Below are 20857 nucleotides of genomic sequence, written 5' to 3'. Positions count from 1 at the left end.
CCACACCGGGGTCACTCGCCGTGGACCACCAGGCCGCCCAGCACCGTGGCCGAGACCCCCATGGTGCGCAGCGCCTCGGCCTGCGCCGCGGAGTCGTCGCCCGCCAGCGGGTCGGCGTCGAGCAGCACGAGGTCGCCCCGCGCACCGGCCCGCACCCGCTGACCGTCGACGGACGCGGCCAGCGCCTCGGCCGGGGTGAGCGCGAGCTCAGGGTGCCAGGACGCCCCATCGACCGGGCCCCGGTGGACGGCGGCGCCCAGCTCCAGCCACGGGTCGAGCGGGCTCACCGGCGCGTCCGACCCCATCGCCATCTCGATGCCGTGGTCGGCGAAGCGCCGCAGGGGGAAGATGCGCCCCGTGCGGTCCGGCCAGCACTGCTCGGTGACCGAGCGGTCGTCCAGCAGGTGCGCCGGCTGAACGCTCGCGCGCACCGGTAGCGAGGACCACAGCGGCAGGTCGACCTCCCCGATCAGCTGGGCGTGCTCGATGCCACCCCGCGCCCCGGTCTTCGCGAAAGCGGCCAGGGCCTGGCCCACCGCGGCGTCCCCGATGGCGTGGATCGCCATCTCCAGCCCCCCTGCGTGGCCGGCGGCCATCAGCTCGTGCATCTCCTGGCGGGTCAGGTTCGGCGCGCCGCACGGGTGCGCCAGACGGTGGGCGTCCGCGTAGGGCTCTCGGCACCACGCGGTGCGGGTGTTGAGCGACCCGTCACTGATGATCTTCAGCGGGCCCATGGTCACCAGCCCGTCGGTCCCCTCGATCGCCTCCCCGGTGCGCATCCCCGCATCGAGCACGCCCTGCAGCTCCTCGGCGTAGACACCGGTGCGCACGCGGACCATCGGCTGTCCGAGGTCGACGCGGCGGCGCCAGTCCTCCCAGGGACGGCCCATCTCGAGGTCCGTCAGGCCAACGACGCCCACGGCCAGGGCGTCACTGATGGCGCGGGCCACACCGTGCTCGGCCACCTCGGCGGCGCCGGGGATCCTCCCCAGCCGGTCGTACAGGGGGAACCACTGGGCCTCCTGCACCACGCCGATGGTCTGCGGGCCGTCGAGCAGGCGGAGCGCGGGCGTGTTCAACCAGCCGTGGTGGCCGTCACCGCTGATGAGGACGACCGGCACCTCGCCGGTCACCTCATCGAGCATCGCGACCGTGGGCTCCTCGTCCCACTGCGCCGAGCGGTGCCCCCAGCCCACCAGCACCCCGGTCTCCGGGAGGGGCTCGCCGGAGCGCAGGCGCTCGGCCACCCGGCCGACGACGTCGCGGGCAGAGGTAGCCGGCGCGAGGTCGAGCCGCTGCTGCGTGGCACCCCACTGGCCCACGTGGACGTGGTGGTCCCACAGCCCCGGCACCACCCAGCGGCCCCGGCCGGCCAGCTCCGGCACCCCGGAGGCTCGCTCGAGGCCGGGGCCGACCTCGGCCACCCGGCCGTCGCGGACGAGCAGGTCGACCGGCTCGGTCGGTGCTGAGCCGGGCCGGTCACCCCCATCAAGCGACACGATGCGGACGTCGGTCACCAAGAGGTCGGTCATCTTCGAACGGTAGCCGCCGGCGGTCCGGGCCGCAGTCGCCGGGGCGGACCCGTGAAGGGCCTTGGACCCGCGGCCGGAGGCCGGTCCGTGAGAGCATCACGCCCGTGATCACCGCAGCAGCAGACGGCTCCGCACTCGGCAACCCCGGCCCGGCGGGCTGGGCCTGGTACGTCGACGACGACTGCTGGGCGGCCGGGGGCTGGCCGCACGGCACCAACAACATGGGCGAGCTCATGGCCGTGCTCGACCTGCTGCAGCAGACCGCCCACCTCGACGACGACCTGCACGTGCTCTGCGACAGTCAGTACGCCATCAACGTCATCTCCAAGTGGACCCCGGCCTGGAAGCGCAAGGGCTGGAAGAAGGCCGACGGCAAGCCGGTCATGAACATCGACCTGGTCAAGGCCCTCGACGAGGCCATGCAGGGGCGGCGGGTCACCTTCGAGTGGGTGAAGGGTCACGCCGGGCACGCCCTGAACGAGGCGGCCGACGAGCGCGCACGCAACGCCGCCCTCGCCCACCAGCGCGGGGCCGAACCGGACCCGGGCCCGGGGTTCTCCGGGGCGTCCGCGCACCACCCCACCGCGACGGCCGGCGCCCGCTCGGACGACGCCGCACCGACCCTCTTCGAGGACCTCCCCGCATCCGATGAGGAGACCGTGCTTGCGCTGGAGCGCTCGCTGCTGGCGGACGGCACCCGCACCGACCCTGCGGAAGTCGCCGCCCTGCTGCACGCCGACTGGTACGAGGTCGGCGCCTCCGGCCGCGTGTGGACCCGGGAGGAGTTGCTGGCCGAGATCGGTCCGCTGTCCGAGCCGGTCGAGCTCGAGGTGCTCAGCACCACCCACCTGGACGCCGACACGATCCTGCTGCTGTGGCGGTGCGTCGCTGCCTCGGGGGCCACGGTGCGGTCGTCGCTCTGGGTCAGGGAGTCGAGCCGCTGGCGCCAGCGCTTCCACCAGGGCACGCGCGAGTCGTGACCCGGGCGGGGCCTCACCCCATCGGCCCGGCTCCCCGGCACCCGGGCGCCGTTGTCACCCCTGCGGTCTAGGGTGACCCCCATGCACGCTGCGGACTCCCCTGACGCCCTGTTCACCGCCATCGACCACGTGGGTCTGGCCGTGTCCGACCTCGACGCCGCCATCGCGTTCCACCGCGACGTCCTGGGCATGGAGCTGGCCCACACCGAGGAGAACCCCGAGCAGGGTGTCCGGGAGGCGATGATGCGCATCGGCGACTCCCACATCCAGCTCCTGGCGCCGCTCACGCCGGACTCGACGATCGCGAAGTTCCTGGACTCCAGGGGCCCGGGGATGCAGCAGGTCGCCTACCGCGTCGCCGACATCGATGCGGTGAGCACCACCCTCCGCGACCGCGGCCTGCGCCTGCTGTACGACGAGCCGCGGCGTGGCACCAGCAACAGCCGCGTCAACTTCATCCACCCCAAGGACGCGGGCGGGGTGCTCGTGGAGCTCGTCGAGCCCGCTGCCGGTCACTGATCCTCCGACCGACGCGATGTCCGCGCACCGCTCCGACGCCCCGGTGAACCGCCTGCTCCGGCACGGCCCGTTCACGCTGGGTTTCGTCGCGACGCTCGGTGTGCTCACGGCCGTGGGGACGGCCATGGCCGCCCAACGGCTGGACTTCGTGATCACCCTGCTGGTGGTCTCGGTCTTCCTGGCCCTCACCCTGAACCCGCTGGTGGAGCAGCTGATGCTGCGCGGACTGCGGCGCTCGGGGGCGGTCACCGTGGTGTTCCTGTGGCTGCTGGTGGCGTTCACCGGCATCGGAGCGCTGGTGCTGCCGCCCATCGTGGACGAGTCCACCGCGCTGCTGTACGACGCGCCCACCTACACGCAGGCCTTCCTGGAGCAGGACTGGGTGCAGCAAGCGGACCGGGACTTCCAGTTGACGGACCGGTTCCAGAACGAGCTGCAGAAGCGCGTCAGCTCCGGGGAGCTGGCCGGGCAGGTGACCGGTGGGGTGCTGGGGGCGGGCCGGGTGCTGGCGACCGGTGCGTTCGGTGCGTTCACGGTGCTGGTGCTGACGCTGTACCTGCTGGCGACGCTGCCGCAGACCAAGCGAGCCGGGTACGCCCTGGTGCCGGCCAGCCGGCGCGAGCGCGTGGAGGAGCTGTCCGAGAAGATCATGCGCCGGGTGGGTGGGTACGCCGCGGGGCAGTTCCTGGTGGCCACCATCAACGGACTGTGCAGCTGGGTGATGATGACCATCCTGGGCATCCCGTACGCCGCCGTGCTGGCCGTGCTGGTGGGATTCCTCGGGCTGATCCCCCTGGTGGGTGCCACCATCGGCGCCGTGGTGGTGGGGCTCATCGCGCTGAGCCAATCGGTGGAGGTGGCACTGATCGTGGGGGCCTACTACCTGATCTACCAACAGGTCGAGAACTACGTCATCGTGCCGAACATCATGAAGCGGACGGTCTCGGTGCCGGGTGCGGTGACGGTGGTCGCGGCCCTCATCGGGGGGACACTGGCCGGCATCCTGGGGGCGCTGCTGGCCATCCCCACCGCGGCGGGACTGCTGCTCATCTACGAAGAGGTGCTGGTCCCCCGCCAGGCCCGCCGCTGAGCAACCCACTCCCGCGCCAGCACCACCCCACCGCGCCACAGCACGGCCACGTAGGTCTCACGCGGGGGGCACGACGAACACCGCACCGGTGCCGAACTCGACTGCGCGAGTTCGGCACCGGTGCGGTGTCGGGGCTGCCGGGCGGGGCCGGTCAGGCGTTGATGACCACCGGGATGATCATCGGTCGGCGCTTCAGCTTGCCGCCGATGTACCCACCCATCGCGCGGCGTACGACCTGCTGCAGCTGGTGCACGTCGGTGGTGCCCTTCAGGCGGGCCTCCTCCAGGGCCTGCTCCACCTTGGGCACGGCGCGCTGCAGGATCTTCTCGCCCTCGGACACACCGCGGGCGTGGATGTCCGGGCCGGAGATGATCTTGCCGGTCTCGGGGTCGCGCACCACGACGATGGAGACGAAGCCCTCGTCGCGCAGGATGCGGCGGTCCTTCAGCAGGTCCTCGTCGGAGGTGCCCACGTTGCCACCGTCGACGTACACGTGCGCAGCAGGCACCTGGCCCACGATGCGGGCCTTGCCGTCCACCAGGTCGACGACCACGCCGTCCTCGGCCACCACCACGTTCTCGTCCGGCACACCGGTCTGGCGGGCCAGCTCGGCGTTGGCCAGCATGTGGCGCCACTCGCCGTGCACCGGCAGCACGTTCTTCGGCTTCACGATGTTGTAGGCGTAGAGCAGCTCACCGGCGCTGGCGTGGCCGGAGACGTGCACCATCGCATTGCCCTTGTGCACCACGTTGGCGCCGAGCTTCATGAGCCCGTTCATCACCTTGTACACGGACTTCTCGTTGCCGGGGATCAACGAGCTGGCCAGCAGCACCGTGTCACCCTCACCGACCTCGATCTGGTGGTCCTGGTTGGCCATGCGGCTCAGCGCGGCCATCGGCTCACCCTGCGAACCGGTGCAGATCAGCACCACCTGGTTCGGAGGCAGCTTCGCCAGCTTGCGCACGTCCACCAGCACGTTGTCCGGCACGTGGAGGTAGCCCATCTCCGAGGCGATGCCCATGTTCCGGATCATCGAGCGCCCGACGAAGGCGACCTTGCGCCCGGTCTTGCCGGCCGCATCGAGAATCTGCTGCACGCGGTGGATGTGGGAGCTGAAGCAGGCCGCGATGATGCGCTTCTCGCTGGTGGCGAACACCCGCTCGATCGCCGGGGCGATGTTGCGCTCAGGCGTGGTGAACCCGGGCACGTCGGCGTTGGTGGAGTCGGTGAGGAACAGGTCCACACCTTCCTCCCCCAGCCGGGCGAAGGCGCGCAGGTCGGTGATGCGGCCGTCCAGCGGCAGCTGGTCCATCTTGAAGTCACCGGTGATCAGCAGCGTGCCGCCGGGGGTGTGGATGAACACGGCGAGCGCGTCCGGGATCGAGTGGTTCACGGCCACGAACTCGCACTCGAACTTGCCGAAGTTCTCGATGTCGTCCTCGCGCACCGTCAGGGTGCGGGGCGTGATCTTGTGCTCCTTGAGCTTCGCCTCCACCAGCGCGAGCGTCAGCTTGGAGCCCACGATGGGAATGTCCTGGCGGTTGCGCAGCAGGTAGGGCACGGCGCCGATGTGGTCCTCGTGGCCGTGCGTCAGCACGACGGCCACGATGTCGTCCCAGCGGCCGTCGAGGTACTCGAAGTCCGGCAGGATCAGGTCGACGCCGGGCTGGGTGTCGTCCGGGAAGAGGACGCCGCAGTCGACGATCAGCAGCTTGCCGCCGTACTCGATGACGGTCATGTTGCGCCCGACCTCACCGAGACCACCGAGGGCGACGACGCGGACGCCGTTCTTCGGCAGCTTCGGGGGCTCGGGCAGGGTGGTGCGTGGAGTCACGTGGTTCCTTCGTTCGATTGGCCGGGCGGGGCCCGGTGATCAGTGCCCGCCGTCGGTCATCGGTGCCGTGGACGCGGGCGTGGAAATCCAGGGGGCACACCCGATGCGGGGTGCCGTCACCCCCACGGTACTCGCCATGGCCCTGCTGCCGCACGCGCCGCCCCCGTCACGCCGGTGTTCAGGTGCCGCTCGTGGGCCGCTCTTCACGTGCCTCTCGGGGGCCGCTCCGATGCTGGTGCACCCGTCCCACACGACCCCGCCGCGTCGGCACCGTGGCACCCTGAGTAGTTTTGGACCCATGCGGCAGTACCTGGACTGGCTCACCGACGTCCTCGAGAACGGCACCCCCACCGAGGACCGCACCGGCACGGGCACCCTGTCGGTCTTCGGCCGGCAGACCCGCTACGACCTGGCCGCGGGCTTCCCCCTGGTCACCACGAAGAAGGTCTACCGCCGCGGGGTCGTGGGCGAGCTGCTGTGGTTCCTCCGGGGCGACACCAACGTCCGCTGGCTGCAGGAGCGCAAGATCCACATCTGGGACGAGTGGGCCGACGAGAACGGCGACCTCGGCCCGGTCTACGGCGCCCAGTGGCGCTCCTGGCCCCGGCCCGACGGGGGCACGGTCGACCAGATCGCGAAGGTCGTCGAGTCCCTCCGCGCCCACCCCGCATCGCGCCGGCACATCGTCTCGGCCTGGAACCCGGCGGAGGTCGACGACATGGCCCTGCCTCCCTGCCACGCGCTCTTCCAGTTCCACGTCTCCGGCGGGCGCCTGAGCTGCCAGCTCTACCAGCGCAGCGCCGACCTGTTCCTCGGCGTGCCCTTCAACATCGCGTCCTACGCCCTGCTGACGCACATGGTCGCGCACGTGACCGACCTGGAGGTCGGCGAGTTCGTGCACACCGTGGGCGACCTGCACCTGTACTCCAACCACCTGGAGCAGGCCCGCGAGCAGCTCGCCCGTGAGCCCCGGCCACTGCCCCGCCTGGAGCTCAACCCCGCCGTGCGCGAGCTGGACGCCTTCGACCTCGATGACGTGACCTTCCACGGGTACGACCCGCACCCGGCGATCAGCGCCCCCATCGCGGTCTGAACGTCCCCCTGCCCGATGGGGTCAGCCCGCCTCAGACGTCGGTGTCGACCCTCCGCCACACGGACACGTGGGAGGTGCTCTCGGCGGTGAACGGGGCCCGGTCCCACCCGCCCCAGCGGTGCTCGAGCGCCATCCCGGCGAGCCGGGCCATGAGGTCGGTCTCCGCGGGCCACACGTAGCGGAAGGGGACGGAGCGGAACCGGTTGACCTCGCCGACCCGGACGTGGTGCGAGCGGAACTCCTGGGTCACCACGTCCAGCTGGTCGAAGCCCACGTACCCACCGCCCTCACCGTCCGGCGCCACCGTGAACGGCACGGTGTCCTGCCCCGGTGGCATCCGGCGCAGCGGCGGGATGCCGACCTCGACCACGAACCGGCCACCGGGCCGCAGGTGGGCCGCAGCGTTCGTGAACGCCCGCACCTGGTCGTCCTGGGTCGTGAGGTTGTTGAGGGTGTTGAAGACCAGGTAGGCCACAGTGAACTCCCCCGGCACCCGGGTGGTGGTCATGTCCCCGATCGTCACTGCCACCCGCTCCCCACCGGGCTTGTCGGCGAGGCGGCCGGCCATCGCCCGGCTCAGCTCGATGCCGTGTACGACCACCCCACGCTCGGCCAGGGGCGCGGCGATGCGCCCGGTGCCCACGGCCAGCTCCAGCGCAGGCCCCCCATCGGCCAGCTCCGCCAGCAGGTCAACGGTCCGCGCGATGGTGTGCGGGTCGTTGCAAGGGTCGGTGGGATCGTCGTACCCGGCAGCGATGCTCTCGCCGAACCACCCGTCGTGCAGGTCGTCGCTCATGACCACGACGCTACCCGCTGGCGCAACCGGCCACCACCGATTTTTCTGCCCCGCCCGAGGGTGGCATGTGTACGCTGTTCACATGACTGCACCCACGCCCTACCTCCTGCTACCGGGAACGGCCGACGAGGCACTGAGGGCCTACCACGACCTGTTCGGTGGCGACCTCGTCCTGGTCACCCGTCGCGAGATGAACCGCACGGACGAGCCGTTGGACGCCATCGGCCACGGTCAGCTGACCGGGCCGGTGTCCCTCTTCGCGGCCGACACCACCGACGGCGACGAACCACTGCGCACCCAGGGGCTGATGCAGACACTCCTGGGGGTGGGCACGCCGGAGGAGAGCCACACCTGGTTCACCGCCCTCGCTGAGGGCGGCACCGTGGTCGACGCACTCCAGGAACGACCGTGGGGCGACTGGGACGGTCAGGTCGTGGACCGTTTCGGCCTCCACTGGCTCATCGGCTACTCCACGGCGGCTGACCCCTCAGCGGTGACCACCACCTGACAGACTCCGCCCATGCCCTCCCCGCGCTTCCAGGTCGTCCCCTCTGCCTACGTCGCGCTGCTGCGCGACGACCCCGCCCGCCCCGGGCGAACCGAGGTCCTGCTGCAGGAACGCCGCGGCACCGGGTACATGGACCGGTGGTGGGCCTGCGGCGCCGCCGGGCACGTGGAGCTCGGTGAGTCGGTGCTGCACGCCGCGGCCCGGGAGGCCACCGAGGAGCTGGGCGTCACCATCGACCCGGTGGACCTGCACCCGGTCACCACGCTGCACCGCCACATCGCCCTGACCTCCCCGCTGGAGGAGCGCTACGACACCTTCGTGATGGCTCGCCGGTGGGCCGGGGAACCGGCCGTGCGAGAGTCCGACAAGTGCGCCGGACTGCGCTGGTGGGCGCTGGACGACCTCCCCGAGCGCACCGTCCCCCACGAGGCCCAGGTGCTGGCCGCCCTCGCCGAGGCGGAGCGCACAGGCGAACCCGTGCCCGCGGTGATGACCCGGGGCTTCTCGCAGAGCCTCACCCTGGTGGTGGCCGTGGCGCGCAACGGGGCCATCGGGCGCGACGGTGACCTGCCGTGGCACCTGCCCGGGGACCTCAAGCACTTCAAGGACACCACCATGGGCGGGACGATGGTGATGGGTCGCCGCACCTTCGAGTCCTTCCCCCGGCCCCTCCCCGGCCGCCGCCACGTGGTGATGACTTCCGACCCCACGTGGCTGCCCGGCGGGCCGGCCGTGGAGGGCGACCCCGCATCGGGCGCCCGCTTCGATGAGGTGCTCGTCGCCCGCTCGTGGGCCGAGGCCCTGCTCATGGCCGGGGACGGCGAGGTCTTCGTCGTCGGTGGCGCGGGGGTCTTCGCCGACGCGCTGCCCGTGGCCGACCGGCTGGTGCTCACGGAGGTCGACCAGTCACCGCAGGACGCGGACACCTTCTTCCCCATCACGTGGCCCGTCGACCCGACCGTCTGGCACGAGTCCTCCCGCACGCCGGGCGAGGGCTACGCCATCGTCGAGTACCGGCGAGGCTGAGGTGGGGTTCGCGGAGCTGCACGCCCCCGTCCGGCCAGCCCAGCGAGACCCTCTCAGCCCGCCTCAGCCGGCCTCGAAGGTGTCGGGGTCATCCGCGTGCCCCACCAGCAGCAGGGCGGCCACGGCACCCACCACCAGCACCGCGGCGGGCACGTACAGCGACTCCCGCAGGGCCGCGCTCATCTGCTCGGCCACCGCCGGCGACACCCGGACGGCGGTGTGCGCCATCGCCTCCCCCGCGGGGGCACCGGCCCCGGGAGCCCCGCCCAGGTGCGCCACCATCCGTGCCTCGATGAGGGCCGCGATCGCCGCCGCGCCCAGCACCGAGCCCACCTGTCGCGTGGTGTTGTACACCCCCGACCCCGCCCCGATGGCGTGCGGGGGCAGCGTGCGCGTCGCCGAGACCGACAGGGGCGACCACACGAACGAGCTGGTGATGCCGAGCATGAACCACGGCACGAGCAGCACCGGCAGCGGCGTGCCCGGCCGCACCGTGAGCGCGACGAACAGGTAGGTCAGCGCCAGGCCCACCATGCCGATGGAGGCCAACGTGCGCGGGTGCACCCGGTCCACCAGTCCCCCCGCCCAGCGCGCCAGCAGCAGGGTCATCACCGACGAGGGCGCCATCACCAGGGCGGCCTCGGTGGGGGTCATGCCCCGGACCGACTGCAGGTAGAGGATGAACGGGAAGGCCGTCGCGATGGTGGCGAATCCCACCGTGGTGATCGCGACGTTCGCCAGGCTGAAGTTGCGGTGGGTGAACAGCCGCAGCGGCACCAGCGGCTCGCGGGTGTTGCACGCCTGCCACACCACGAAGACCGTCAGGACGACCAGCCCGACCGCGATGAGCAGCGGCACCGACACCCACCCGGTGATGGTGCCCCACCGGTAGGTCTGGCCCTCCTGGATACCGAACACCAGCAGGAACATGCCCACCGCGCTGAGCGCCACGCCCCACCAGTCCATCGAGTGCGCCCGCGTCCCCAGGGCCGGCACCAGGCGTGCTGCGAGCACCATCGCGAGGATGCCCACCGGCACGTTCACGAAGAAGATCCACTCCCAGCCGGCCGAGTCGAGCAGCACCCCGCCCATCAGCGGCCCCACCAGGGTCGCCGCACCTGCGGTGGCGCCCCAGGCCGCCATCGCCCGGCCGCGCTGGTTGCCCGGGAACAGGCGGGTGATCACTGCCATCGTCTGCGGGCTCAGCATCGCGGCCCCCAGGCCCTGCAGGACGCGGGCCGCGATCAGGGCCTCGATGCTGTCGGCGAGCCCGCACCAGGCCGACGCCGCGGTGAACACCCCGAGCCCCGCGAGGTACAGCCGCTTCGGGCCGAGCCGGTCCCCCAGCCGCCCGGTCACCAGCAGCGGCACCGCGTAGGCCAGCAGGTAGGCGCTGGTCACCCAGACCACGTGGCTGACGCTCGCGTCGAACTCCCGCATCAGCGCCGGGGTGGCGATGGAGACGATGGTGGAGTCCACCAGCACCATGAAGAAGCCCAGGCACAGCGCCCACAGGGCGGGCCACGGGCGGACCGGCGGCGGCGTCATCAGACGTCGAAGTCGATCTCCGCGGTGTCGGTCACCGGGTGGCTCTGGCAGGCCAGCACGAAGCCGGCCTCCACCTCATCGGGCTCCAGCGCGTAGTTGCGGTCCATGCGCACCTCGCCGCCGAGCACCTTGGCGCGGCAGGTGCCGCACACCCCACCGGTGCAGGAGAAGGGCGCATCGGGGCGCTCCCGCAGGGTCGCGTCGAGGATGGTCTCGGCGTCCTTGCTGGGCATGTCCACCTCGCTGCGGCGGCCGTCCAGGGTCACGGTCACCACGGCCTCGGGCTCGGCGCCGGTGTCCACCGGCTCCGGCGCGGACTGCGGCGGCGCGTCGTCCACGTGGAAGACCTCGTGGTGCACCACGTGCTCGTCCACGCCCCGCTCGGCGAGCAGCTCCCGGGTGGTCTCCACCATGCCGAACGGACCGCAGAGGTACCAGTGGTCCACGTCGTCGACGTCCACGAGGGTGGCGAAGATCCGCTCGAGCCGCTCGCGGTCGATCCGCCCGTGGAAGAGCTCCACGTCCTGCGGCTCCCGCGAGAGCACGTTGATGAGCTGGAAGCGCCCCGGGTACTGGTTCTTGTAGTCGGCCAGCTCCTCGAGGAACATGATCGAGTCCGTGCGCCGGTTGCCGAACACCAGGGTCGCCCGCGACCCCGGTTCTTCCTCCAGCAACGTGCCCAGCAGCGACATGACGGGGGTGATGCCCGAGCCCGCCGCGATCGCCACGTGATGGCGCGCCGCATCGGGCACCACCGGGTTCACGAACGACCCCATCGGCGTCATCACCTGCAGCTCGTCACCCGGCTGGGTGTTCTCCACCAGCCAGGTGCTCATCACGCCGTTCGGCACCTTGGAGACGGCAACCCGCACGTGGCGGTCGCGCAGCGCCCGGGAGCGCGGCAGGCAGATGGAGTACGAGCGCCGCACGTCCACGCCGTCGATGTCGGCGCGGAGCGTGAGGTGCTGGCCGGGCTCGAAGGTGAACTCCTCGACGAGCTCGGTGGGCACCTCGAAGGTGATCGCCGCCGCAGCCTCGGTCAACCGCTCCACGTCGACCACCCGCAGCGGGTGGAAGGTCGCGCGACGCCGACTCGGGGTGCTCAGGGGGCTCATCTCTCTCCAGGTGCTCTCAGGGGTTCTCGATGGGGTGTGCGCGGCGGCGGGTGCCGCGCCCGGTGCTCACAGGGGCTTGAACTCGTCGAACGGCTCGCGGCAGTCCAGGCACCGGCGCAGGGCCTTGCAGGCGGTGGAGCCGAACCGGGCCAGCTCCTCGGTGGCGGCCGACCCGCAGTGCGGGCAGGCCACCTGGCGCACCTGCAGGTGCAGGCCCACCGGCCCGTCCCCGTGGCGGGGCGCGTCCGCCGGGCCGGGCGGGGCGATGCCGAAGCGCGTCAGCTTCTGCTTGCCGGCCTCGGTCATCCAGTCGGTCGTCCACGGCGGGTCCAGCTGCCGGCGCACCACCGGCTCCCAGCCGCGCAGGGCGATGGCGCGGGCCACCTGGCCCTCCATCACCTCCATGGCGGGGCAGCCGGAGTAGGTGGGGGTCATCGTCACCGACACCGTGCCGGCGGCCTCGTCGGGCGCGACCTCGCGCAGCACGCCCAGGTCGGCCAGCGTGATGACGGGGATCTCCGGGTCCGGGATGGCCTCCACGGCCCGCACCACGTCCTGGGCGGGCAGGCGCGAGCTGTCGGCGCCCGTCACCACGAGGCGCCGGGGTGCGCCCGGGCCACGGACTGCATCTCGGCCAGCAGGTAGCCCAGCTGCTCGGAGTGGGTGCCGGTGCGGCCCCCGCCGGCGTGCCAGCGCCCGGCCTCGGGACGCTCCAGCCGGGCGCGCCGCAGGACCCCGGTCACGAAGTCCTCGGCCCGCTCGGCCAGGGAGCTCGGCAGCACGCCGAGACCCCGTCGTGCTGCCTCGGTGGCGACCGGGTCGTCGGCGAACAGCTCGGCCTGGAAGGGCTCCACGGTGGCCAGGGCCGCCGCCATGCGCCGGGTGGACTCCTCGGTCCCGTCGCCCAGTCGGATCACCCACTGCGCCGCGTGGTCACGGTGGTAGTCCACCTCCTTGAGGGCCTTGCGGGCGACGGCCACCCCCACCTCGTCGGCGCCGTCGAGGCGCACCAGCGCCGCGTACAGATCCACCTGGTGGGCGGCGAACCACAGCATGCGGGCCATCTCGTGGGCGAAGTCCCCGCGGGGCTGCTCCACCAACCAGACGTTCCGGAAGTGCCGCTCCTCGCGGAAGTAGGCCAGATCGTCCTCGGCGAGTTTCTGCACTCCGGGCAGCAGCTCCGCATCGAGCTCCCCCACCCGCGTGTACAGCGCGCGGGCCTGGCCGACGAGGTCCAGTGCCACGTTGCCCAGCGCCATGTCCTCCTCGATCTGCGGGGCCCGGCTGATCCACTCCCCCAGCCGCTGGGCGTAGACCAGGGCGTCGTCGGCCAGCCCCAGCAGGTAGCGGGCGGAGAGCTGGTCGTCCCCCATCGATGCGGGGTCGCCGCCGGCGTCCCACGGCGCCGGGGCGCGGCCCACGGTCTCCGGCGTGGTGGGCACCGGGGCGCCCTCCTGCACCTCGAAGCGCTGCGGCTGCGCCGGCGCGGTGCCGGGCGTGGCGGTGGACAGGTGCGACTCGGCGCTCACAGGTACTCCACGTCCTCGGGCACGTCGTAGAAGGTCGGGTGGCGGTAGACCTTGTCAGCCGCCGGGTCGAAGAAGCTGTCCCGCTCGTCGGGGCTGTTCGCCGTGATGTCCTCGGCGCGGACCACCCACACCGAGACCCCCTCGCCGCGACGGGTGTAGACGTCGCGGCCGTTGCGCAGCGCCATCTCCGCGTCGGGCGCGTGGAGCGAGCCCACGTGCGTGTGGTTCAGGCCGCGCTTGGGCCGGACGAAGACCTCCCACAGGGGCCAGGTGGACTCACTCATGCTGCACGCTCCTGGGTCGCTGCCTGCTTGGCGGCGTGTGCGGTGGCGGCCTCGCGCACCCACGCCCCCTCCTCGTGCGCACGCACCCGGTGGGCGATGCGCTGGGCGTTCAGGGGCCCGTTGCCCTTGACGACCTGCCAGAACTCGTCCCAGTCGATCGGGCCGAAGTCCCAGTGGCCGCGCTCGGCGTTCCAGCGCAGGTCCGGATCCGGCAGGGTCAGGCCCAGCTTCTGGGCCTGCGGGACGGTCATGTCGATGAACTTCTGGCGCAGGTCGTCGTTGCTGAAGCGCTTGATGCCCCACGCCATGGACTGCTCGGTGTGACCACCCTGGGTCGCGGCCTCCCCGGTGTCGGGCGGGCCGAACATCATCAGCGCCGGCCACCAGGTGCGGTTCACCGCGTCCTGGGCCATCTCCTGCTGCTCGGCGGTCCCCTGCATCAGCGCCCACAGGATCTCGAAGCCCTGCCGCTGGTGGAAGGACTCCTCCTTGCACACGCGGATCATCGCCCGGCCGTAGGGGCCGTAGGAGCAGCGGCACAGCGGCACCTGGTTCATGATCGCCGCGCCGTCCACCAGCCAGCCGATGGCCCCCGCATCGGCCCAGGTCAGGGTCGGGTAGTTGAAGATCGAGGAGTACTTCTGCTTGCCGCTGTGCAGGCGGTCGAGCATCTCCGAACGGTCCATGCCCAAGGTCTCGGCGGCCGAGTAGAGGTAGAGACCGTGGCCGGCCTCGTCCTGCACCTTGGCCATGAGGATCGCCTTGCGGCGCAGGCTCGGGGCGCGGGTGATCCAGTTGCCCTCCGGCTGCATGCCGATGATCTCGCTGTGCGCGTGCTGCGCGATCTGCCGGATCAGCGTGTCGCGGTACTCCTGGGGCATGTCGTCCCGCGGCTCGATGCGCTGGTCGGCGGCGATGAGCGCGTCGAACGAGGCGCGGGACTCCGCGGAGCGATCCATCTCCCCGGCAGCGTGTTCCGCCAGAGCCGCCTCGTAGTCGGGCGTCTCTGCGGCGTTCAGGGGCTCGTCAGGGACTGCGAAGTCGTTGCCGTACATGCCTCCAGTATCCGCCACCGGATGTGACCGAGCAAACACCCTCGTCGAACCTGAGAGACTCACCTCCATGTCCGCCACAGCAGCAGCCCGGGTCGACGATGCCCGGTCCCCGTCGCCGGACACCCGACCCTCCCGGTTGCGCGGCATCGACCTCGCCCGGACGGTCGCGATCGTCGGCATGGTGGGGGCCCACCTGAACGTCCGCTACGTCGACGACCCCTGGGGGGACCTCGGCTGGGTGGTGACCGGCAGGTCCTCGGCCCTGTTCGCCGTCCTGGCCGGCCTGTCCATCGCCCTGGTCAGCGGCCGCAGCACCCCCCTGACCGGGGAACCCCTGCGCGCAGCCCGCATCAGCCTCACAGTGCGCGCGGTGCTCATCTACCTGCTGGGGCTCGCCCTGGGCACCATGGAGTCCGGCATCGCCGTGATCCTGCCGGCGTACGGCGCCATGTTCCTGCTCGCCGTCCCCTTCGTGCACCTGCGCGCCCGCACCCTCCTGGCCTGGGCCGTGGGGTGGTCCCTGCTGGCGCCGTGGGCCGGCGCCCCCCTCCGGGAGTGGGTGGACGATCCCAGCAGCAGCATCCACAGCCTGCCCGACCACGGGGGTTGGATGGCCACGACCGAGAACCTCGTGCTGACCGGGTACTACCCCATCGTCTTCTGGTTCGGGTACTTCCTGGCCGGCATGTTCATCGGCCGGCTGGACCTGACCCGCGCCGCCACCGCCCGGGCCCTGACCCTGGGGGGCATCGCCGTGGGCACCGCCGCGTGGCTGCTCAGCCGGGTCGTCACCGCCCAGCCGAGCGTGCGCCAGCGGATGCTGGACACCTGGCACGGCGACCCGGTGGCCGACTTCCACGCGCTCGACCTGCAGGCCCGCCACGGTCTGCACGGGCAGGCCCCGGCGGACTGGGTGTGGCAGTTCACCATGTACCCGCACGGCGGTCAAGTCCCGTGGAGTGGTGTAGCGGCATCCTTCGGGTCGTGGGGTTGGTGGTTTAGGCGGTGAGGGCGGGCAGGGTGGTGGTCGTGGTGGTCTCCTCGGGGGTGGTGACGAGGTGCAGGCGGCAGCGGGCCAGGAGGTCCAGGCCCATGTAGCGGCGGCCCTCGGCCCATTCGTCGGTTTGTTCGGCCAGGACGGCTCCGACGAGGCGGACAACGGCGGCCCGGTTGGGAAAGATCCCCACGCTGTCGGTGCGGCGGCGGATCTCCCGGTTGAGCCGTTCGGCGGGGTTGTTCGACCAGATCTGGGACCACACGTCCTTGGGGAAGGCGGTGAAGGCCAGGATGTCTGCCCGGGCAGCGTCCAGGTGGTCGTGCACGTCCGGGAGCTTCTCGGCGACGTAGTCCAGCAGTCGGTCGAACTGGGCCTCGACTGCGGGGGCGTCGGGCTGGTCGTACACGCTATGCAGCATGGCCTTGACCGCCGGCCACATGCTCTTGGGGCAGGTGGCCATGAGGTTGGCGGCGTAGTGGGTGCGGCATCGCTGCCAGGTAGCGCCGGGCAGGTTCGCCCGCAGCGCCTCGACCAGACCGACGTGGGCATCAGAGGTGACCAGCTGGACACCGGTCAGGCCGCGGGCGACGAGATCGGCGAAGAACTCGTTCCACGCCGAGTGGGTCTCCCCGGTGGCCACGCGAAGGCCCAGGACCTCCCGGCGACCGTCGTTGTTCACACCGGTGGCGATCAGAGCGACGGTGTTGATGACTCTGCCGCCTTCACGGACCTTCATCGTCAGCGCGTCAGCCGATATGAAGGTCCAGGGGCCGGCGGTGTCCAGGGGGCGGTGGCGGAACTCCTCGACGTGCTCGTCGAGCTCGGCGGCCATTCGGGAGACCTGCGACTTCGACAGGCTGTCGATCCCCAGTGTCTTGACCAGTTTGTCCATCCGTCGAGTGCTCACTCCGGCGAGGTAGCAGTCGGCCACGACGGTGATCAGGGCCGACTCGGCCCGCTTGCGGCGCTCCAGGAGCCACTGGGGGAAGTAGGTCCCGGTGCGGAGCTTCGGGACGGCCACGTCGATCGTGCCGACCCGGGTGTCCAGGTCCCGGTGGCGGTACCCGTTGCGTTGGGCGGTGCGGGTCTGGCTGGGGCGGCCGTACTCGGCGCCGACCACCGCGTCGGCGTCTGCCGACAGCAGGGCGTTGATCACTTCCTGCAGCAGGTGGCGCATCAAGTCCGGGGACGCCTCGGCCAGGGCTTCGCCCAGCAGGCCGGCAGGGTCCACAATGTGGGGTGCGGTCATCGTGATGACTCCGTTCGAGGATTCTGTGGAAGGTTGACTCGAAGGATCACACGGTGACCGCGTCCATGTCCGGGACGATCACGGGGCCACCGCGCTACACCACTATGCGGGACTCAACTCGCACGGCTCCACCATGCTCGACCTGTTCCACACCCTGGGCACCTCGGTGACGGTCATCGGCCTGGGCCTGCTGGTGGTGGCCTGGTGGCCACGTGCCAGCACGCTGTGGGGAGTGGTGGGCTCCATCGGCATGATCAGCCTGACCGCGTACACCATCCACATCGTGGTGCGGACCTACTACAACGCCTCCGGTGACTACGGCGTCGAGGTCTTCCTGGTGCACCTGGCGGCCATGTTCGTCGTGGCCCTCCCCCTGTGGTGGCTCGGCCGACGGGGCCCGCTGGAGGCCTTCGTCTCCCGCACCTGCAAGGGCATCACCGAGCTCGCCACGAAGCACTGACGAGCCCGCACGAAGAGGCCCCCCGCACGACGTGAGCGCCGGGGCGGGCACACGAAGAGGCCCCCCGCACGCCATCGTGGTGTGCGGGGGGCCTCGTGGGTCAGCGGGCCCTCACGGGCCCTGCCGGTCAGTCCTCGGAACCCTCGGACCCGCCACGGGCACGCCCACCACGGGCGCCCCGACGGCGGCGCGGACGACGACGCTCGCCGCCCTCGTCCTCGGAGTCGTCGGAGGAGTCGGAGCCCTCACCGTCGACCGCCGACTGGGTGGCCTCCTGGGCCTCCAGCGCGTCGTCGTCGGTGATGGAGTTCTCCACGGTCACCGGGGCCGGCCGCTCGGCGTCGTCCTCCACGGAGGTCGCGTCGGCGGCGCCGCGGTCGGCGGAACCGCCACCGATCTTGCCGGACTGCGGAGCCTGCGCAGCAGCCTCGCCGTCCTCGGCCACGACCGCGCCCAGCGACAGCTTGCCGCGCTGGTCGATCTCCTTGAGCTCCACCTGGACCTTGTCGCCCACGTTGAGCACGTCCTCGACGGCGTCGATGCGCTTGCCGCCGACGAGCTTGCGGATCTCGGAGATGTGCAGCAGACCGTCCTTGCCCGGCAGCAGCGAGATGAACGCACCGAACGTCGTGGTCTTCACCACGGTGCCCAGGAAGCGCTCGCCGATCTCCGGCATCTGCGGGTTGGCGATCGCGTTCACCGCCGAACGGGCCGCCTCGGCCGAGGGGCCGTCGGTCGCGCCGATGTACACGGTGCCGTCGTCCTCGATCGAGATGTCGGCGCCGGTGTCCTCCTGGATCTGGTTGATCATCTTGCCCTTCGGGCCGATGACCTCGCCGATCTTGTCGACCGGCACCTTCACCGCAATGACGCGCGGGGCGTTGGGGCTCATCTCGTCCGGGGCGTCGATCGCCTGGGACATGACGTCCAGGATGTGGAGGCGGGCCTCACGAGCCTGGGTCAGCGCCTTGGACAGCTCCTCGGCGGGGATGCCGTCGAGCTTGGTGTCCAGCTGGATGGCGGTCACGAAGTCCTTCGTGCCGGCCACCTTGAAGTCCATGTCACCGAAGGCGTCCTCGGCCCCGAGGATGTCCGTCAGCGCCTGGTAGCGGGTGCCACCGTCGACCTGCGCGGAGACCAGGCCCATGGCGATGCCGGCAACGGGTGCCTTCAGCGGCACACCGGCGTTCAGCAGCGACAACGTGGAGGCGCAGACCGACCCCATCGAGGTCGAGCCGTTGGAGCCCAGCGCCTCGGAGACCTGGCGGATCGCGTAGGGGAACTCCTCGCGGCTCGGCAGGACCGGCAGGATGGCGCGCTCGGCGAGCGCACCGTGGCCGATCTCGCGACGCTTCGGCGAACCGACGCGACCGGTCTCACCGGTGGAGTAGGGCGGGAAGTTGTAGTTGTGCATGTAGCGCTTGCGGGTGACCGGGTTCAGGCCGTCCAGCTGCTGCTCCATGCGCAGCATGTTCAGCGTGGTGACACCCATGATCTGGGTCTCGCCGCGCTCGAAGATGGCCGAGCCGTGCACGCGCGGCAGCGCCTGCACCTCGGCGGAGAGCGCGCGGATGTCCTTCGGACCACGGCCGTCGATGCGGACGCCGTCACGCAGGATGCGCTCGCGGATGAGCTTCTTCTGCAGCGCCTTGAAGGCCGCGGAGACCTCCTTGGCACGCCCGGCGAAGGGCTTGCCGGACTCCTCGTCCGCACCCGCCAGATCGGCCTTGAGGGAGTCCTTGATCTCGTCCAGGCGCCCCTCGCGCTCCTGCTTGCCGGCGATGGTCAGCGCCTCGGCGGTGTTCTTCTCGGCAGCGGACTCGACGGCCTGGTAGGCGTCGTCCTGGAAGTCCAGGAAGGTCGGGAACTCCTGCACCTCCTTGCCTGCGGCGGCGTGGAGCGAGGCCTGCGCCTCGCACAGCGCGCGGATGAAGACCTTGGAGGCCTCGAGCCCCTGGGACACGACCTCCTCGGTGGGGGCGGTCTTGCCCTCGTCGTTCACCAGGGCCCAGGTGGACTCGGTGGACTCGGCCTCGACCATCATGATGGCGACGTCGCCGTCATCGGTCAGGCGACCGGCCACGACCATGTCGAAGGTCGAGCGGGCGATGTCCGAGAAGTTCGGGAAGGCCACCCACTGGCCGTCGATGAGCGAGATGCGCACGCCACCGATGGGGCCGGAGAACGGCAGACCGGAGATCTGGGTGGAGGCGCTGGCGGCGTTGATGGCCAGCACGTCGTACTGGTGGTCGGGGTGGTGCGCGAGCACGGTCACCACGACCTGGACCTCGTTGCGCAGGCCCTTGGTGAAAGTGGGGCGCAGCGGCCGGTCGATCAGGCGGCAGGTCAGGATGGCGTCGGTGCCGGGACGGCCCTCGCGCCGGAAGAACGAGCCGGGGATGCGGCCCGCGGCGTACATGCGCTCCTCGACGTCCACGGTCAGCGGGAAGAAGTCGAAGTGGTCCTTCGGCTCCTTGCCGGCGGTGGTGGTCGACAGGACCATGGTGGCGTCGTCGATGTCGTCCTCGACGAGGTAGGCGGCGACAGAGCCAGCGGCCTGCTGTGCCAGGCGTCCGGTCTCGAACCGGATGGTGCGGGTGCCGTAGGCGCCATTGTCGATGACGGCTTCGGCGGTGGTGATCTCAGGACCCTCCACGGGTCCTCCCTTCTGTTGTGAGCGCACGGGCATCGTCGTTGTGCCGTGCGTCTGGTGGCCCGAACTGCTGTGGCCGGGTGGCCCCACCTGCGGTGGTGCCCACCCACCGGACATCGGTCCGATGCAGTGAGCATGCACCCCCGTGGGTGGTCACGTCGAACGGGCCGGGTCGACGTGGGTCCCCATGCGCCGAGAGCGGCCCCGGGTTCCGGGGCCGCTCTCGGCAGGGAAGTCTCTCAGCGGCGCAGGCCAAGTCGCTTGATCAGCGAACGGTAGCGCTCGATGTCGGTGGCCTCCAGGTAGCGCAGGAGGCGCTTGCGACGGCCCACCAGGAGTAGCAGACCACGACGGGTGTGGTGGTCGTGCTTGTGCTGACGGGAGTGCTCGGTGAGGTCCTTGATGCGCTGCGTCAACAGGGCAACCTGCACCTCGGGCGACCCGGTGTCACCCTCGGTGGTGGCGTACTCCTCGATGATGGACTTCTTCTTGGCAGCATCCAGCGTGGTCAAGCGTGACTCCTCAGGTCGTTGCGCGGCGCTCCCGGGCATGTCCTCCGGGGCATTCGGCGTCCGCGGCCGATCGAACG

20 protein-coding genes are annotated in these 20857 nt (G+C 71.2%); 8 read left to right on the top strand and 12 right to left on the bottom strand.

Annotation, left to right across the window (positions count from 1 at the left end; translation table 11 throughout):
- Positions 1-11: 11 nt before the first annotated feature.
- Positions 12-1532 carry an amidohydrolase gene (locus KSED_RS04600; RefSeq protein WP_012802403.1) on the bottom strand — a complete coding sequence of 507 codons (1521 nt, stop codon included), beginning with the start codon at positions 1530-1532 and terminating at the stop codon, positions 12-14.
- A gap of 104 nt (positions 1533-1636) precedes the next feature.
- Between KSED_RS04600 and KSED_RS04595 the strand changes: the two genes are divergently transcribed.
- The 3 genes from KSED_RS04595 (at position 1637) to KSED_RS04585 (ending at position 4121) form a co-directional block, all read left to right on the top strand.
- A complete protein-coding gene (locus KSED_RS04595) occupies positions 1637-2512 on the top strand; it encodes an RNase H family protein (protein ID WP_012802402.1) in 876 nt (291 codons plus the stop codon).
- 81 nt (positions 2513-2593) lie between these two features.
- Positions 2594-3031: a methylmalonyl-CoA epimerase gene (mce, locus tag KSED_RS04590; RefSeq protein WP_012802401.1), complete on the top strand. Its 438-nt coding sequence runs from the start codon at positions 2594-2596 to the stop codon at positions 3029-3031.
- 16 nt (positions 3032-3047) lie between these two features.
- On the top strand, positions 3048-4121 hold the full coding sequence (locus KSED_RS04585) for an AI-2E family transporter (protein WP_012802400.1): 1074 nt from the start codon (positions 3048-3050) through the stop codon (positions 4119-4121).
- Positions 4122-4272: 151 nt separating this feature from the next.
- Here the strand turns inward: KSED_RS04585 and KSED_RS04580 are convergent, their stop codons facing one another.
- Positions 4273-5955: a ribonuclease J gene (locus tag KSED_RS04580; protein WP_012802399.1), complete on the bottom strand. Its 1683-nt coding sequence runs from the start codon at positions 5953-5955 to the stop codon at positions 4273-4275.
- A 298-nt stretch (positions 5956-6253) separates the two neighbouring features.
- Between KSED_RS04580 and KSED_RS04575 the strand changes: the two genes are divergently transcribed.
- Positions 6254-7048: a thymidylate synthase gene (locus KSED_RS04575; protein ID WP_012802398.1), complete on the top strand. Its 795-nt coding sequence runs from the start codon at positions 6254-6256 to the stop codon at positions 7046-7048.
- A gap of 31 nt (positions 7049-7079) precedes the next feature.
- On the opposite strand, the gene KSED_RS04570 is transcribed toward KSED_RS04575, so the two are convergent.
- Positions 7080-7844, bottom strand: coding sequence for a class I SAM-dependent methyltransferase (locus KSED_RS04570; RefSeq protein WP_041290861.1), 765 nt, complete (start codon positions 7842-7844; stop codon positions 7080-7082).
- Positions 7845-7926: 82 nt separating this feature from the next.
- On the opposite strand from KSED_RS04570, the gene KSED_RS04565 reads away from it, so the two are divergent.
- Positions 7927-8352 carry a VOC family protein gene (locus KSED_RS04565; protein WP_012802396.1) on the top strand — a complete coding sequence of 142 codons (426 nt, stop codon included), beginning with the start codon at positions 7927-7929 and terminating at the stop codon, positions 8350-8352.
- 12 nt (positions 8353-8364) lie between these two features.
- Positions 8365-9378 carry a dihydrofolate reductase gene (locus KSED_RS13490; protein WP_012802395.1) on the top strand — a complete coding sequence of 338 codons (1014 nt, stop codon included), beginning with the start codon at positions 8365-8367 and terminating at the stop codon, positions 9376-9378.
- 63 nt (positions 9379-9441) lie between these two features.
- Here the strand turns inward: KSED_RS13490 and KSED_RS04550 are convergent, their stop codons facing one another.
- The 6 genes from KSED_RS04550 to paaA all read right to left on the bottom strand — a co-directional run bounded on the left by KSED_RS04550 (position 9442) and on the right by paaA (position 14909).
- On the bottom strand, positions 9442-10926 hold the full coding sequence (locus tag KSED_RS04550) for a DHA2 family efflux MFS transporter permease subunit (protein WP_012802394.1): 1485 nt from the start codon (positions 10924-10926) through the stop codon (positions 9442-9444).
- A complete protein-coding gene (paaE, locus tag KSED_RS04545) occupies positions 10926-12041 on the bottom strand; it encodes a 1,2-phenylacetyl-CoA epoxidase subunit PaaE (RefSeq protein WP_012802393.1) in 1116 nt (371 codons plus the stop codon). Before paaE ends, KSED_RS04550 begins: the two co-directional genes overlap by 1 nt.
- 66 nt (positions 12042-12107) lie before the next feature.
- The gene (paaD, locus tag KSED_RS04540) at positions 12108-12632 is read right to left on the bottom strand and encodes a 1,2-phenylacetyl-CoA epoxidase subunit PaaD (RefSeq protein WP_012802392.1); all 525 of its coding nucleotides are present in this window, start codon (positions 12630-12632) and stop codon (positions 12108-12110) included.
- A complete protein-coding gene (paaC, locus tag KSED_RS04535) occupies positions 12629-13570 on the bottom strand; it encodes a 1,2-phenylacetyl-CoA epoxidase subunit PaaC (protein WP_012802391.1) in 942 nt (313 codons plus the stop codon). Before paaC ends, paaD begins: the two co-directional genes overlap by 4 nt.
- Positions 13567-13854: a 1,2-phenylacetyl-CoA epoxidase subunit PaaB gene (gene paaB / locus KSED_RS04530; protein WP_012802390.1), complete on the bottom strand. Its 288-nt coding sequence runs from the start codon at positions 13852-13854 to the stop codon at positions 13567-13569. Before paaB ends, paaC begins: the two co-directional genes overlap by 4 nt.
- Positions 13851-14909 (bottom strand): 1,2-phenylacetyl-CoA epoxidase subunit PaaA, encoded by a 1059-nt coding sequence (gene paaA / locus KSED_RS04525; protein WP_012802389.1) that lies wholly within the window; start codon positions 14907-14909, stop codon positions 13851-13853. Before paaA ends, paaB begins: the two co-directional genes overlap by 4 nt.
- Before the next feature lie 67 nt (positions 14910-14976).
- Here paaA and KSED_RS13485 point away from each other — a divergent pair, with 67 nt between their 5' ends.
- A complete protein-coding gene (locus KSED_RS13485; protein ID WP_012802388.1) occupies positions 14977-15918 on the top strand; it encodes a heparan-alpha-glucosaminide N-acetyltransferase domain-containing protein in 942 nt (313 codons plus the stop codon).
- On the opposite strand, the gene KSED_RS04515 is transcribed toward KSED_RS13485, so the two are convergent.
- On the bottom strand, positions 15908-17155 hold the full coding sequence (locus KSED_RS04515) for an IS256 family transposase (protein ID WP_012802133.1): 1248 nt from the start codon (positions 17153-17155) through the stop codon (positions 15908-15910). The two genes, KSED_RS13485 and KSED_RS04515, sit on opposite strands and share 11 nt — an antisense overlap.
- A 133-nt stretch (positions 17156-17288) precedes the next feature.
- On the opposite strand from KSED_RS04515, the gene KSED_RS04510 reads away from it, so the two are divergent.
- Positions 17289-17615, top strand: a complete 327-nt coding sequence (locus tag KSED_RS04510; protein WP_012802387.1) for a hypothetical protein — start codon at positions 17289-17291, stop codon at positions 17613-17615.
- Positions 17616-17742: 127 nt separating this feature from the next.
- Here the strand turns inward: KSED_RS04510 and KSED_RS04505 are convergent, their stop codons facing one another.
- Positions 17743-20271, bottom strand: coding sequence for a polyribonucleotide nucleotidyltransferase (locus tag KSED_RS04505; protein ID WP_012802386.1), 2529 nt, complete (start codon positions 20269-20271; stop codon positions 17743-17745).
- A 236-nt stretch (positions 20272-20507) separates the two neighbouring features.
- Positions 20508-20819: a 30S ribosomal protein S15 gene (gene rpsO, locus KSED_RS04500; protein ID WP_049758339.1), complete on the bottom strand. Its 312-nt coding sequence runs from the start codon at positions 20817-20819 to the stop codon at positions 20508-20510.
- Between the last annotated feature and the right edge of the window lie 38 nt (positions 20820-20857).

It is taken from the genome of Kytococcus sedentarius DSM 20547 (genome assembly GCF_000023925.1).
In the GTDB taxonomy this organism is placed as follows: Bacteria; Actinomycetota; Actinomycetes; order Actinomycetales; family Dermatophilaceae; genus Kytococcus; species Kytococcus sedentarius.
The sequence above is the reverse complement of the archived record's forward strand: the minus strand, read 5'-3'. Positions and strand labels throughout refer to the sequence as shown.

Excerpts from the sequence above, each read along its gene's own strand:
- KSED_RS13485 (WP_012802388.1), top strand. The coding sequence starts at position 14,977 with ATGTCCGCCACAGCAGCAGCCCGGGTCGACGATGCCCGGTCCCCGTCG.
- paaA (WP_012802389.1), bottom strand. The coding sequence starts at position 14,909 with ATGTACGGCAACGACTTCGCAGTCCCTGACGAGCCCCTGAACGCCGCA.
- KSED_RS04565 (WP_012802396.1), top strand. The coding sequence starts at position 7,927 with ATGACTGCACCCACGCCCTACCTCCTGCTACCGGGAACGGCCGACGAG.
- KSED_RS04585 (WP_012802400.1), top strand. The coding sequence starts at position 3,048 with ATGTCCGCGCACCGCTCCGACGCCCCGGTGAACCGCCTGCTCCGGCAC.
- paaE (WP_012802393.1), bottom strand. The coding sequence starts at position 12,041 with ATGAGCCCCCTGAGCACCCCGAGTCGGCGTCGCGCGACCTTCCACCCG.
- KSED_RS04550 (WP_012802394.1), bottom strand. The coding sequence starts at position 10,926 with ATGACGCCGCCGCCGGTCCGCCCGTGGCCCGCCCTGTGGGCGCTGTGC.
- rpsO (WP_049758339.1), bottom strand. The coding sequence starts at position 20,819 with ATGCCCGGGAGCGCCGCGCAACGACCTGAGGAGTCACGCTTGACCACG.
- paaB (WP_012802390.1), bottom strand. The coding sequence starts at position 13,854 with ATGAGTGAGTCCACCTGGCCCCTGTGGGAGGTCTTCGTCCGGCCCAAG.
- KSED_RS04575 (WP_012802398.1), top strand. The coding sequence starts at position 6,254 with ATGCGGCAGTACCTGGACTGGCTCACCGACGTCCTCGAGAACGGCACC.
- KSED_RS04515 (WP_012802133.1), bottom strand. The coding sequence starts at position 17,155 with ATGACCGCACCCCACATTGTGGACCCTGCCGGCCTGCTGGGCGAAGCC.
- KSED_RS04570 (WP_041290861.1), bottom strand. The coding sequence starts at position 7,844 with ATGAGCGACGACCTGCACGACGGGTGGTTCGGCGAGAGCATCGCTGCC.
- KSED_RS04510 (WP_012802387.1), top strand. The coding sequence starts at position 17,289 with ATGCTCGACCTGTTCCACACCCTGGGCACCTCGGTGACGGTCATCGGC.
- KSED_RS04600 (WP_012802403.1), bottom strand. The coding sequence starts at position 1,532 with ATGACCGACCTCTTGGTGACCGACGTCCGCATCGTGTCGCTTGATGGG.
- KSED_RS13490 (WP_012802395.1), top strand. The coding sequence starts at position 8,365 with ATGCCCTCCCCGCGCTTCCAGGTCGTCCCCTCTGCCTACGTCGCGCTG.
- mce (WP_012802401.1), top strand. The coding sequence starts at position 2,594 with ATGCACGCTGCGGACTCCCCTGACGCCCTGTTCACCGCCATCGACCAC.